This is a genomic window from Algoriphagus sp. NF, assembly GCF_028823735.1.
GTDB classification, from domain to species: Bacteria; Bacteroidota; Bacteroidia; order Cytophagales; family Cyclobacteriaceae; genus Algoriphagus; species Algoriphagus marincola.
The window spans coordinates 1-15147 of sequence record NZ_JAPEIB010000056.1; the positions used below are offsets into that span (position 1 = coordinate 1).

Consider the following 15147-nt stretch of genomic DNA (forward strand, 5'->3'; position numbering starts at 1 on the left):
ACCAACCCAAATTGTGGATTAGAAAATGGAGAAATACCTTTTATCGTAAATGGAGGAACTCCTGATGCAAATGGGGATTATTCTTTTACACTTAATAATAACAATATTTCGCCTAATCAAAGCGGAGGGACTTATACTATTTCAAACCTAGCTCCCAACACACCTTACACCCTCACCGTGACGGATGAAAATGGCTGTACTGAATCATTTACTATCTCTTTACCAGATACACCCATTCCGACTTTCGATGTAAGCAATGACATCATTTGTCCTGGCGAAACAGCCACTTTAACCCCAGCCATTACCCTGCTGAGTAATGTCAATCCTGCTGACATTATTTATACTTGGGAGGATAGCAATGGCAATCAAATCAGTAATGGAACGGTCGGCACAATTACTTATACTATTGATGCTAATTCCGGATCTTTGTCGATAAGCGGACTGTCCGAAAGCCCTCAGCCCTACGAATATACCCTATTTATCACCGGAGCAAATACCTGCAATCCTTCCCCGCTAAGCACTTCAGTTACTGTAAATCCTATCCCAAAAATTCAGGAAGTCCAAAAAGTTGATATCTTATGTTTTGGAGAGGCGACCGGAAGTATCACCTTTATCCCAGAGGATGCAGCGGCAGGAGCGGATTATGAATATCGTCTAAATGGGGGATCTTGGCAAGGTGCTGTTTTCAATAATCTGACCGCAGGCCTTTACAGTCCAGAAGTACGAAATACCGTTACCGGCTGTACTACTACCCTGCCCGATGTCACCTTAACCGAACCAACTGAGGTTTTATTTGATTTTGATGAAGTCATTCAGCCCGCTTGTGGCGAAGCAAATGGGTTGATCCGAGTGAATTTCAGCGGAGGAGTAGGACCCTACGAGGTAGAGCTTTTCCAAAATGGTTCCTCGATACGAATTGAAAGTAACGCATCTTCCCCATTGGACTTTAGAGATCTTGCTCCGGGTGATTATGAAATTCGCTTGACTGATGATAATGGATGCCCTCATACACTTAATCAGCAACTGATCAATGACGTGGGGATACAGATTTCTGTAGATCCGATGAGTGATGAAATCTGTGCAGGAGATGTGGCCACCATTTTACCGGTAATCACTACAGCCGGAAATCCAGAATTGACTTGGTACAAAAGCCCCAATCAGCAGAACCCTATCACCACCAATGCCACTCCTGATTCGGATGGATTGACATTTGTCGTGGATGCCTCCACCATGCAGCTTGAAGTTACTGGGTTACAACCGGGCACTTACACTTATTATTTGGTCGCCGAAGGACCGGGTTATTGTCCCAACCCTCCATTTGAAGCAAATATTACAGTACTAGAACCTATCACAGCTACATTAGCCATAGAAAATGAAGCTTGTTTTGGTGCAGGAGATGGAAGCATCGAAGTTTCAGCAAGTGGGTCAGACGGAAATTTTGAGTATAGTATCAATAGTGGCACTGACTGGCAGAGTACAACACTTTTCACCAATCTAAGTCCTGGAACGTATACCATTGACATAAGAAGCACTGGAGGGAATGATTGTGTTTTCAGCGTAAGTGGAGAGGTCTTAGGAACAACACCAATCGCGATCAATGCTCCTGATATTCTTCGCAGCAGTTGTGGTCTGGCTAATGGAAGCATCGAAAATCTTCAGATTTCCGGTGGTTGGGGAAATTACTCTGTAGAATGGAGACAAGGAAGTGAAACTGGGCCGGTAGTCTCCACAGACCCTACTCAAGCAATAGACCTAGCACCAGGCACTTATTTCTTGCTTATCACCGATGCGGAAGGCTGTCTTTTTGTGGAAAGCTTTGTACTTGAAGAGCAGCCTCGGCCTAACTATGTGATTGCTCCTGTAGAAATCTGTGCAGGCGAAGAAGTCATATTGACTCCAGTTAATACTGTTTCCGGATCATCAGGGTCTGATTTGGTATGGTATAAGGATGCTTCCAGAACCCAAGAAATCAGCAATGGTCCGGATGCGATTGATCCATCTGTAAGCTATTCCATTGATGCTGGTGGAGCCTTGACTATCACAGGGTTAGAAGGGGATAGAGATCCATACATTTATTATTTACATGTAGTATGTAATGACGAAAATGTCTCTGTAGAAGCCTTGGTGCGTACCGTTCCAGCCCTTGATTTCGAAACAGATCCAGAGCAGTGTTTTGGAGCAGAAGATGGTAAAATCAGAATAATAGCCGGAGCTGACCCACTCTACGAATACTCCATTTCTGGAAACAATTTGACGCAGGCTGAACTTGAAGCCGCTGAGTATGCTCCGGGGACTTATACAATTTCAGTAAGTAATGAAGGATTTTGTCTGCAAGACTTCACCGTTGTGGTAGAAGGCCCTGATGCTCCTTTGGAAGTAGATCCTCTAAGGCAGATTGATCCAGGATGTGGAGCAGATATCGGTGTAATCTCTACAGAAGTTAGTGGAGGATGGGGCCCTTATGAGGTGACGCTTTTCAGAGATGGCTCAGCCATCGAAACTTCCACCTTCCAAGGACCAGAAGTTGAATTTGATGATTTAGCCCCGGGAGATTATTATTTGACAGTCACCGATGCTGAGGGATGTTTAGAAACTTCTAACACCGTTACTTTGGTATATGGTCCTACTCAGATCATCATCGACGATGTGGGGATTTGTGAAGGAGAAGATGCCGTGCTGATTCCTTCGATCAATCCTTCAGCACCCAATCCCACTTACTCATGGTTTAAAGATGCTGCAGCAACTATTCCAATTGTATCTGATCCAAATCCAGATGCAAACGGGCACATTTTCCAAATATCAGCAAATGGTACATTAACCATTTCAGGATTGGATGCCTCAGGTTCTCCTCAGACTTACTATGCAACTGTTTCTGGCACTGATGTCTGTCCAGATTTTATCGGATCGGCGCAAGTTGTGATCAATAGAATCCCTTCACTTAGCTATACAGTGAGTAATGAGGTTTGTTTTGGGGATAATGGAACAATCAATCTACAAGGAAGCGCCGGCGATAGCACATTTGAATATTCTCTAAACGGCAATGACTGGCAGAGCTCAGGGACTTTTGATGTTGCCCCGGGAATTTATACCGGATATGTACGAAGTGGGGCAGGATGTATCGTGTCAAGCCCAAATATTGAAGTACAAGGCCCTTCTGCTCCACTGAGCTATTCCGAACCCGTACTCGTAGATCCTACTTGTAACACAGCTGATGGAAGCATTTCCTTTACAATCAGTGGAGGCTATGGAATCTATTCTGTTGAGGTGACCAAAGACGGAGCTAGCTTTGGAACCTTTGCTTCTCCTTCAGGGCAGGTAGTTCTTCAAGATTTGGAATCAGGGAGCTATTCTTTCTTGATCTTGGATGAAAATCCAGATGGAATAAATTGTCAACTGAGCATTCCTGCTCAGATTGAATTGGAGGACCTTCCAACTCCTCTTTCTGCATCCGGGGTCGAAATTTGCGAAGGAGAGACAGCAAGTATTCAAGCAAGCACTACCCAAACGGGTATCAGTCCTGTATTTACCTGGTATCAAAATGCCAACGGAACAGGCGAAATAAATACCGGAAACTCAGGGTCTGTCACTTATCAAGTAAATAGCTCAACAGGGGAACTTTCTATTAGCGGATTAAGTGGTCAAAGCGATCCTTATGTGTACTATGTGGGTATTTCTGGAAATGGAGTTTGTGAACCAGAACTTGTGCCGGTAGAAGTATTTGTCTATCCAATACCGAATTTAAGGGTATCCAACCCATCGATCGTCTGCGATCCCCAAGGAACCGTTGACCTGACACAGTTTATCGAAGGGTTTAATCCGAATATCTACGACTACAACATCATTGACCCGACTGGAGGATCAATGAGAATGGATGAAATTGATGCTGTAAACTTGAGTGGTTCTTATCAAGTTAGCACTAGTCTGAGAGGTGCAGATTGCTGGTCAGCTGAACAGCGAATCCAAGTGATTATTTCTGATACTGAATTGATACCTGAATTCAATTATGAAGTTGATCTAGGAGGTGGTAATATTCTCACGAATGCGGAAGTGCAAATTCAGGAACCGGTACAATTCCAAGATGTGTCCCTAGGTAAAGTCATCATTTGGAATTGGGACTTTGGTGATGGCTCCACCAGTTCAGACCAAAACCCAAGTCATGAATATCAAAAGAAGGGAAGCTATACCGTTACTTTGACTACCATAGACGAATTTGGATGCGTGGCAGAGTATCAGCGAGTCATTCAGGTATTTGACGACTATGTAATCATGGTACCAAATGCTTTCACTCCTGATGGCACCAAGAATCAATATTTCAAACCTCAATATAGAGGAATAGCCTCCATGGAGTTTTATGTCTTCAATACCTGGGGAGAATTGATATTTGAAGCCAACTCACTTGAGACGATGGGATGGGATGGAACACTGAACGGAAAGAAAGTCCCTAATGGAAATTATGTTTACCGGGCAGTCTTCACCACACGATCTGGGGAAAAAGAAGAAAGGTCAGGAGTTTTTGTGTTGATCAGATAAATGAGGAGGGGAAAATTATATAGCGTACTTATTCTGATTTTTTGGATTTATGCTGGCTTGGCAAAAGCCCAAGACGTACAGTATTCCCAATTCTACGCAGCTCCACTCTACCTAAACCCTGCACTTACTGGTGGCTCTGAACTCACAAGAATCGGCGTCAATTATCGGAATCAATGGCCCGGTCTGGATCAAAGCTTCAATTCTTACTCCTTTTACATTGATCATTACGTCTTTGATTACAACTCTGGAATCGGCCTGATTTTTAATGGAAACCGTGAGAGTATGGCTAATCTCTCTACTAATGAAGTGGGCCTTTCCTATGCATACAAGCTACAACTCGGCGAAGACACTTACTTCCGTCTGGGAGGGCAGGCAAGCTACATGCAGCGGGATGCCTTTTTCTCGGATTTGGTCTTTGGGACGCAAATTGATATCATCAACGGAACCATTGGAGGAATAACAGACGAATTGGACGGGATCCCCATTGACAGCCGATACAACTTTTTTGATTTCGCCGTAGGCGGAATGTTTTATACCAAAAATATCTGGCTTGGGGCATCGGCTCATCACTTGGGAGAACCCAATATCAGCTTTGTGGAAGATCAGATTTCTGAGCTACCGATGAAACTTTCACTTCAGGGGGGAATCAAATTTGACCTGACAGGAGGCCGTCGCGATTATTTCACCCATGCCTATCAGGAGAGGGCGATCTCTTTTGCCTTCAACTACAAGCAACAAGACCCTTTCAATCAATTGGATGTGGGAACACAGCTCTATCTTGATCCGCTTGTCTTAGGATTGTGGTATCGAGGATTGCCTACCAAAAACGCACTTCCGAATAACGAAGCAGTCATAGCCCTGATTGGCGTTTCCTTGCCAACAGGGCTGGATATCGGATATTCGTTTGACTATACGGTTTCCAAACTCGGGCTTCGCAATTCAGGTGGGGCTCATGAAGTGTCCGTTACTTACCGATTCCTTTGGGGGGATCCCAAAAGCCGAAACCAGCGAGCACGAACAATACCTTGTTTTAGGTATTGATTTAAGCATACTTATCGTCACAGCGAGAGCAAAGCCCCAGTCTCAGAAGGACCTTTCTCCAACACTATTTTTTTGGAAAAGAAGTGTTTCCCTTCAAAAGTCCTTTTTGCAATGTGTAGAATTCAACTTCTTTGAAAACGTGCGTGAGATACGCATGTCGACAAAAGGAAAAGTTTGTAAAGTCCTACTTGTCCCTTATGCAAGCACGTACATTAGCGAGTAAACTTTTCACAAAATTCTGTTCCCTCAGTGGAAAAAATAAAACCACCAAGTGCACCAAGATCACAAAGCTTATTTTACTTAGTGCTCTTTGCGTACTTAGTGGTTCAAAAACTTCTCTCTGATTGTGGCTAAAGAAATTTACTTATCAAACATAGGAGGGCGTTTAGCCTGCCAGTCAGTTTTTCGCTGAATATAATCCCCCAAAAGCACCAATTTATCCTCTTCGAATAGATTTCCAAGTAAGGTAATGGATGTAGGACTGCCGCCTTGGTTAAAACCATTTGGCATACACAGCGCTGGATGACCGGTCAAATTGGTGATCTGAAGCTGCTGACCACCATAGCTCGGCGTCACAATCACGTCATATTCTTTCATGAGTTCGTGCATTTCCTGAATCAAGACAGACCGCTGCCGAGCCAAATTCACGTATTCTACCGCCGGAATCAATCGAGCTGCCCGAAATAGATTTGGCCAGGCGCTTCTTCCCTGAGCCACCAATTCGTCATCCCAACCCAATCGAGTCAATTCATCAAATGCTGCAGCGCCTTCCACCATCAACATCATGGTTAAAGGCCCTGCTGAAATCGAGGTTTCCAGCTCTAAAGGATGTAATTCGAAACCTTCATTTTTCAGAAACTCCAGGACTTTACGATCATTGTCCGAACTTCGATTTCCTTCGAAAAAGGACTTGAAATAGCCGATTTTCAAGCTCTTTAGGTCTTTTTTCGAAGAATAATTAAATGCAGCCTCGATGGTACTAGCATCTTTGAAGTCCTTCCCGTTCAAAACCGAAAGCACAATTGCATTATCCAATGCTGAGCGGGAAATCGGACCGATTTTATCCATGGACCAGCTGAGTGCCATGGCTCCATGCTTACTTACGCGGCCATATGTAGGACGAAGACCTGTTACTCCATTTCGCGTACTAGGAGATACTATAGAGCCTAGAGTTTCTGTGCCGATGGCAAAGGGAACCAAACCTGCAGATACTGCAGAAGCCGAGCCGGCGGAAGATCCACTGGATCCCTGCTCCAAGTTCCACGGATTCTTAGTCACTCCACCGTACCAAACATCCCCCATGGCCAAGGCCCCGAGGGTAAATTTACCGACTAGGACAGCTCCTGCTTCATCCAACTGGGTGACAATTTGGGCAGTCTCATCAATTTCTTGGTCTTGATAAGGCGCGGCACCCCAAGTGGTTTTGGTGCCTTTTACCGACAGCAAATCCTTGATGCCATAAGGGATTCCATGCAAAGGGCCTCGATAGCGACCCGATGCCAATTCCGCATCCATCAATCGGGCCTTGGCTAGTGCGTCTTCTTCCATCAAGGTAATCAGACACTGCAAAGTATCAGAATAGGTTTTGATTCGATCCAAGTAGATTTGAGTCAGACGCTCACTGGAAAGCTTACCGCTTTTGATCAAGCCTGCCAATTGATGTACCGGGGTATAGGCGATATCTACGTCGGAAGGAGGTAACTCTACATTTTCTGCCAATCCAAAATCAAGCGGTACTTGTCTGGTTTCTGGCTGAAATCCAATTGGAAGTGGATTAAAAACCAAAGATGGGGCGATGGCATTCTCCAGTTTGTATTCTCTGGAAGATTGGAGATTGGAGCGCTGATTTTCCAGACGGGAAATCATGCTGTCTTTTTCGGCAGGAGTAAATGAAAGCCCGATCAAGTCCGCAGCATGATCGATGCTTTGAGGGGTGATTTCTCCCATCATTTTTCCGGCAGTAAATCCAAGCCCTAAAGCCGCTCCGATTCCAAGAGCTACAAAAAAGCCTGAATGTGGTCTATTTTTTCTTTCCATGAGATAGTTTTGTATTATGCAAAAACAAGCACGCGCCGAAGGTGTTTATTTAGCTGAAAAAATTCAAACCGTTCATGGATCAAAAGCCTGATTTCCCCATTTTTCCTATGTATTTCAGAGGCCTGCTCTTACTAGCAGGTATGTACACGATCGCTTGGTCCGCATTTTTCAAGTGGTTTGGGGAGGAATTGATCGCCTGGCTAGCCATTCAGCCTGGACAAGTTTTTGACGTTCCGGCTATGTGGTATGGCAACTTAGGGCTAGTAGTTGGGCTGATCATATTTGTGTCGGCCTTCTACCCGGTGAGTTGGGTATATTTGATTCTGGCGGGTTTGACAGGAAAAATCATTCTGGCCATCTGGTTTTCACTCGGTTTCTTACCAGATCTTGATTGGAATAAGCGGACAGGTTTTCACCTGATTTTTAATGAATTACTTTGGCTGATTCCGCTTATCCTCATCTTCCTCCGGGCTTTGCAAGTTCGGGAATATTTAAGGAAAGAGGAGGCTAGTTCTTAAACCCAGATTATGCATTTGAATTCATAGTGAGAGTTCAAACCGAAAGAAAATCAAGCATTTAGTGAATGAATCATAGCACCGCTACGATGATTGAGGTAAATGCAGCAAAGCGATTGATTTTGAAGCGGTTTGGGCTTATAATAGAAATTCTAATGCATGTTTCGGGTTAGACCCAAACAGGATATTTTAATTTAAAAAGCTTTAGTAGCCAGGATTGGGGCCTCAGGCAGGGGATTTTTTGTAACTTCAACTGCTCATTTGGACCCAAGATAAAATGACTCAAAAACAAGCCCATAAACTTTTCCTTCTCGATGCGATGGCCCTGATATACCGGGCCCATTTTGCATTCAGCAAAAATCCCAGAATCAATTCCAAAGGACTCAATACCGGCGTGATGCTGGGATTTACCAATACGCTCCTGGAGGTATTAAATAAAGAAAAGCCCTCACATATCGCGGTTGCTTTTGATACCTCAGCACCTACTTTTCGACACGAACAGTTTGTAGAGTATAAGGCTAATCGGCAAGAGCAGCCTGAAGACATCACGGTTTCTATTCCTTGGGTGAAAGAAATCGTCAAAGCCTTTAATATTCCTCTTTTGGAAATGGATGGCTTCGAAGCAGATGACATCATTGGCACGATTGCCAAAAAAGCTGAGCGCGAATCCTTCACTGTCTACATGATGACCCCGGACAAGGATTACGGCCAATTGGTGGATGATCATATTTTTCTCTACAAGCCAGCCTTTATGGGAAATGGTGTGGATATCATGGGTCCAAAAGAGGTCTGTGCCAAGTGGGATATTGAGCATGTGGATCAGGTTCGGGATATTTTGGGACTGATGGGTGACTCGGTGGATAATATTCCGGGTATCCCGGGGATTGGAGCGAAAACCGCCACCAAACTGCTCAAAGAGTTTGGTACGGTGGAAGAATTGGTCAAAAACACGGATCAACTCAAAGGAAAGCAAAAAGAGAATGTGGAAAACTTTGCTGAGCAAGGACTCCTTTCCAAAGAATTGGCCACTATCAAAATCGATGTACCGGTAGATTTTGTGGAAGAGGAACTACGCTACGACGGCTTTGACGAGGAAAAGCTTCGGGCAATTTTCACCGAATTGGAATTCCGCACGCTTTCCAAGCGTGTATTCAAAGAAGAGGGCAAGAAAGCCGTCATTCAGCAAAATGAGCAACTAGGACTTTTCGGGGATTCGGGCAGCAGCAGTTCGTCTGCGAGTACAGAAATCGAATTTGAAGAAGAAACCGTCAATACCAGCGCACCTGTCATCCCCGAGACCATTGACAGCAATTTTCATCATTATCACAAAATCAAAGGTAAAGAAGCAGTCAAAGAACTTTTGGAATATTTGCTCTTGCAAAAGGAAGTTTGCTTTGATACCGAAACCACCTCGCTCAATGCCATGGAGGCTGAATTGGTCGGCCTTTCTTTCGCCTACCTAAGCGGAGAAGCCTACTACATCCCTTGCCCGGATGACCAGAAAGAAACCGCAGGGATTTTGGAGATTTTGAAACCCTTTTTCGAAAATGAATCCATCCTTAAAATTGGTCAAAACATCAAATACGACCTTCTGGTATTGAAAAATTACGGCATCGAAGTCAAAGGAGCGCTTTATGATACCATGCTAGCCCACTACCTGATCGAGCCGGAAGGGAAACATGGAATGGACGTTTTGGCGGAGCAATATCTCAATTACAAGCCGGTATCTATCACGGAACTCATCGGAAAAAAAGGGAAAAATCAAGGCAATATGCGGGATGTGGACGAAGACACCGTCACTGCCTATGCCGCTGAGGATGCGGATATTACCCTTCGGCTGAAAGAAAAATTTGACCCGACGCTCAAGGAAAACGAGCTTGAAAAGTTGTTTTACGAAGTGGAGAATCCGCTGATTCCAGTCCTAACCGATATGGAATTCGAAGGGGTCCGGATCGATACCGATAGCTTGGCTGAATTGAGCAAATCACTCGAAACCGAAAGTCAGGAAATCGAAAAACGGGTCTATGAGTTGGCTGGTGTAAAATTCAACCTGGCTTCTCCCAAGCAGTTGGGCGATGTATTGTTTGAAAAGCTAAAACTTGATCCGAAAGCCAAAAAGACCAAAACAGGGCAATACGCCACCGGAGAGGAAATTTTGAGCAAATTGGCAGGAGAGCATGAAATCGCTCAGGCCATTTTGGACTACCGTCAAATGGTGAAACTCAAGTCCACTTACGTGGATGCTTTGCCCACCATGATCAATGAAAAAACCGGTCGGATTCATACCACCTACAATCAATTTGTGGCCGCTACCGGTCGTCTTTCCTCGATCAATCCAAACCTCCAAAATATTCCGATTCGTACCGATCGTGGACGGGAAATCAGAAAGGCATTTGTCCCCCGCGATGAGAATCATGTCCTCTTGGCAGCGGATTACTCGCAGATCGAACTCCGAATCATGGCTGCCTTTTCTAAGGATGAATCCATGATCGAAGCCTTCAAAAACGGGCGGGATATCCATGCCACCACGGCAGCAAAGATTTTCCAGGTACCCCTAGAGGAAGTGACCTCCGATATGCGCCGAAAAGCCAAAACAGCCAATTTTGGCATTATTTACGGTATTTCAGCTTTTGGGCTTTCCCAGCGACTTTCCATCCCAAGAGGAGAGGCCAAGGAAATCATCGACGCTTATTTCAAGGAATTTCCCGCGGTCAAAGCCTACATGGATGGGGTGATCGAAAAAGCAAGAAGTGAGGAATACGTGGAGACTATTTTGGGTCGGCGTCGCTACCTCCGGGATATCAACAGCCGGAACCAAACCATGCGAGGTTTTGCAGAGCGAAATGCTATCAATGCACCGATTCAGGGTTCAGCAGCTGACCTGATTAAAGTTGCCATGATTCGAGTTCATGATTGGATGAAAAAAGAAAAATTGCAGTCCAAGATGATCTTGCAAGTGCATGATGAATTGGTATTTGATGCGCACAAAGACGAGGTGGAACTTCTGAAAAAAGGAGTGCCCAAATTGATGTCCGAAGCCATTGATATCGCAGTACCGATCGAAGTAGAAGTTGGTTTGGGAAATGATTGGTTGGAAGCGCATTAAATTAGAAACAAGAGACAAGATGCTAGAAGCTAGATAGTTTATCTTGCGTCTTGACTCTTGATTCTTGTTTCTTGGCTCTAAGCTCTTGTTTCTATCTACTTGCTACTTGATACTAACTACTTGCTACTCCTCTAATGGCTAAAATAAAAACCTCTTTCTTCTGTCAAAACTGCGGGGCGCAAAGCCCCAAATGGCTCGGAAAATGTCCTTCCTGTGGGCAATGGAATACCTATGTGGAAGAAATCATCCAAAAGGAAGAAAGTGGAAAAGGGACCTGGAAACCGAGTGGCAGCGGGACCAAAAAGACCAATACCCCAAAAAAAATCAAAGAGGTCAACTACGAGGAGCAGGCTCGCTGGGTGACAGGCGATCCGGAACTGGATCGGGTACTGGGAGGAGGAATTGTGCCGGGTTCTTTGGTGCTGATCGGTGGTGAACCGGGCATCGGAAAGTCCACTTTGATGCTTCAGATCGCGCTAACGCTTAGTGGCAAAACCATTCTCTATGTCTCCGGCGAAGAATCCGAAGCCCAAATCAAAATGCGGGCAGATCGTATGGCAGTCTCCAACCCGGATTGCTATGTACTTTCGGAGACGAATACCCAACAGATATTTCAGCAGGTCGAACTCTTAAAGCCTGATTTTTTGGTGATCGATTCCATCCAGACGCTAAATAGCCAATACGTCGAATCCGCCGCCGGTTCGGTCTCGCAAGTGAGGGAATGTACGGCAGAACTGATGAAATTTGCCAAAGAAACGGGCACGCCGGTTTTTTTGATCGGGCATGTGACCAAGGAAGGCTCCATTGCCGGACCCAAGGTCTTGGAGCACATGGTCGACACCGTTTTACAATTTGAAGGGGATCGTCACCTGACCTATCGGATTCTGCGAACCTCCAAAAACCGTTTCGGCTCGACTCACGAACTTGGCATCTATGAGATGCGGGTAGATGGGCTTCGGTCCGTTGCCAATCCATCTGAGATTCTTCTAACCCAGCGAGAGGAAGTGCTGAATGGCGTCGCCATCGGTGCGATGCTAGAGGGCAATCGACCGCTATTAATTGAGATACAGTCGCTCGTCAGTCCTGCTACTTACGGAACTCCCCAGCGAACCAGTACGGGACATGATGCCAAGCGGCTGAATATGCTTTTGGCCGTATTGGAGAAGCGGGGAGGAATGCGTCTTGGCAATCAGGATGTCTTTCTGAATGTGGCAGGGGGGATGCGTGTGGATGATCCGGGTTTGGATTTGGCGGTATGTGCAAGTTTGATTTCCAGCTATGAGGATACGCCGGTTTCCGAACAGATTTGTTTTGCGGGAGAAGTGGGATTGGGCGGAGAAGTTCGTGCCGTTTCTCGCATAGAAAACCGGATCTCCGAAGCGGAAAAGTTGGGATTCAAAAAGATCGTAGTATCCAAGTATGCCGTCAAGGGACTTGATCTATCCAAGTTTAAAATCAAAGTCATCCAAGTCAGTAAACTGGAAGAGATGTATCAGTTGATTTTTTGATTAGTTTCTCCATTCAAATTATTAAGTATAAAATGGAGTTTTTTACCACTGAAAAATTTTTCCCCTTTCCCCTGTAGTTTTTTACTGTCTGGATAGACTAACGAAGTAAAGAAGTCACCAAACGGCAGGAAAATGAAAACTACCAAAAATCAACAAACTACTCTATTCGAAGGAGCCGGCTACCTTATTGGCGCATTGATCACCTTTATCCTGGGAATAGGATTGTTTATCCTAACCGAAAACTTCGTCATCGCCATTTCCTCTTCACTCCCCATCGGAACAGTGATTGGGATTTTGATCGAGCAGAAGCTTCAAAAGGAGGAAAGCCAACAGCTAAGACAAAAGACCAAGCTTTTGACAGGGCTCCTACTCTTGGGGATCATCGTCTTTTTTGCCATCTTATTTCTGTAAAAAAGGCTTTAGAAGCTGATTTCCTCATGCGTCCAGCAATAGAAACAGAAAAGGAGTTCATTTCACGGATAGAAAAGCATCAAGGAATTATCCACAAAATATGCTTTGTCTATGCCAAAAATGAATCTAACCGGGAGGACCTATATCAGGAAATCATCCTTCAGTTATGGAAGTCTTATCCGAGTTTCAAGGAGAATTCAGCTTTTTCTACCTGGATGTATCGAGTGGCATTGAATACAGCCATCACGCAAATTAAAAAGCCCAATTTATTGCTCCTACATGTCGAAATGCCGTCTGTAGGGGATGACAGCATAAGTCGGATGGAAGCCTCGGAAGATGTCAAAGTCTTATATGAAGCCATTTCTCAGCTCAACAAAATCGAAAAAGCCATCATTCTGCTTTGGCTGGATGAAAAAAGCTACGAGGAAATAGCGGATACGATCGGTATCTCCATAAAAAACGTGAGTGTCAAATTGGTACGAATCAAAGCAAAACTAGCCCAACTAATCCAAAAGCTTCAATAATCATGGAATCAATCAATCTGGATAAGTATAAAGAGGCTTGGAAAAAGGAGCCCATTTTCGAAAAAAAAAGGTTGACAGAGAAGGACATCAGTCAATTTATTCGGTCTTCCTCAAAAAGTATTCGCAGTCAATTTAGGTCCTCCTTGATTCTTGATATCACACTAAAATCAATCCTACTCATGGTGGTATTCTATCTCCTATTTTTCATGGGAGGAGTTACTATTTCGTTTGCCCTGCTGTCTTTTTTGGCCATTTTGTCAATAGGGATCTTCATTCAGGCAGGTATCTTAAGAAAGCTTTCCCATTTTAAATCAGGTGACTCAGTAGTTGAGAATTTGCAGTCAAGTCTTGCGTTTTACTATACCCACTTCCGAAAATCCATTTGGGTATCTGCTACTACAGCGACACTCGTATTTCTCATTGGCTCCTACTTCTATCTGCAGAAAAAATATGGAAAGATTCCCACTTTCGAATGGGATGATTATGTGGTCTATGGAATTGGCATTTTGCTCAGTTTCGGAATCAGTTTTTATACCCAAAATTATCACAACCAATTCAAAATCAGTCAACTGGAAGATTTTTTAAATGAAGCAGGAGAAGTCTCCATCGAGGAGAAACACATTCAGGACTACCGTTACAAAAGGAAGAAATGGTTATGGATCTTTATGCTCATGGCGGTTTTGGGGCTCATTTTCTTTATGTATTTATTGTTCATCTAATTATTCAATTTTATGGAATCGAATTCAAAAATCAGCTGGCCCCTTATCCGAACTCTCCTTTTTATTGTGTTGGGATTGATAAATACAGTTTTTATCAAGCCTGAAGACCTCGGCAGTTTTAAAAATTACCTAGGCTATGGCTTATTGATCATGGGGTTAATTGATGCTTTTTTTCTCATCCGCTCCAAAATCAAGAGTAGGAAGATCCAGTAAGTCCTACTATCATTGGCTCCTTCCCATTACTTTCCCGATGTCATAGAGTTAGAGTTTATTCTTATATTTAGAAATTAGTTTAACCCTCTTCAAATCAAGTGGAAATGAACCAACAAGCGATGGGGCAATTTCAAGTCTTGGCATTTGAAAAAATTACATATCATTGAGGTTATTTACTAGTTAGCGGTAATTATAAAAATACGACACGGAATTGAAGACACTTAAGAAAATACTAAGTTGGACTAACAAATACACAACGACAGTTGCTAGCCTTGCGGTTGGACTTTTCTTTCTATACCACCACACAACAAGACCAACTTTGTCTTCAAGCGATGATATTTTAAATATAGGTGGGCGTATAACTAACTACTCATTCAAAATTGGCGGACCCAGTGCAAGAGCGACTTCAAAGCAATACTACATTTGGCTTGACAACTATCCTTGCACTTTCCAAATAAAGGCGGACTTCCTATCATTTTTTTATCAGACAATATGACTCTTCGGAATCCTACACGTAGCCAAATATTCTTAGACAGCTAGTGA

General features: G+C 44.0%; 9 protein-coding genes. 8 read left to right on the forward strand and 1 reads right to left on the reverse strand.

All coding sequences use genetic code 11. The annotated features are described in order from the left end of the window. The coding region (locus OU792_RS17450; RefSeq protein WP_274670891.1) for a PKD domain-containing protein at positions 1-4530 on the forward strand (4530 nt) is incomplete at its 5' end. Further along, the gene (locus tag OU792_RS17455) at positions 4531-5571 is read left to right on the forward strand and encodes a PorP/SprF family type IX secretion system membrane protein (RefSeq protein ID WP_222584256.1); all 1041 of its coding nucleotides are present in this window, start codon (positions 4531-4533) and stop codon (positions 5569-5571) included. It begins immediately after the preceding gene. Between the two features lie 360 nt (positions 5572-5931). Here the strand turns inward: OU792_RS17455 and OU792_RS17460 are convergent, their stop codons facing one another. Next, positions 5932-7608 carry an amidase gene (locus OU792_RS17460; RefSeq protein WP_274670892.1) on the reverse strand — a complete coding sequence of 559 codons (1677 nt, stop codon included), beginning with the start codon at positions 7606-7608 and terminating at the stop codon, positions 5932-5934. Positions 7609-7682: 74 nt separating this feature from the next. Here OU792_RS17460 and OU792_RS17465 point away from each other — a divergent pair, with 74 nt between their 5' ends. From OU792_RS17465 to OU792_RS17490, 6 genes are all read left to right on the forward strand, one after another. Further along, a complete protein-coding gene (locus OU792_RS17465) occupies positions 7683-8126 on the forward strand; it encodes a hypothetical protein (protein ID WP_274670893.1) in 444 nt (147 codons plus the stop codon). Between the two features lie 274 nt (positions 8127-8400). Continuing rightward, positions 8401-11229, forward strand: coding sequence for a DNA polymerase I (gene polA / locus OU792_RS17470; protein WP_274670894.1), 2829 nt, complete (start codon positions 8401-8403; stop codon positions 11227-11229). 134 nt (positions 11230-11363) lie between these two features. Continuing rightward, positions 11364-12737, forward strand: coding sequence for a DNA repair protein RadA (gene radA, locus OU792_RS17475; RefSeq protein WP_222584260.1), 1374 nt, complete (start codon positions 11364-11366; stop codon positions 12735-12737). A 132-nt stretch (positions 12738-12869) separates the two neighbouring features. Further along, on the forward strand, positions 12870-13148 hold the full coding sequence (locus OU792_RS17480; protein WP_222584265.1) for a hypothetical protein: 279 nt from the start codon (positions 12870-12872) through the stop codon (positions 13146-13148). A 26-nt stretch (positions 13149-13174) separates the two neighbouring features. Beyond that, positions 13175-13672 (forward strand): RNA polymerase sigma factor, encoded by a 498-nt coding sequence (locus OU792_RS17485; protein WP_222584266.1) that lies wholly within the window; start codon positions 13175-13177, stop codon positions 13670-13672. 2 nt (positions 13673-13674) lie between these two features. Beyond that, entirely contained in the window at positions 13675-14391 is a 717-nt protein-coding gene (locus tag OU792_RS17490) for a hypothetical protein (protein WP_274670895.1), read from the forward strand. Positions 14392-15147: the final 756 nt, after the last annotated feature.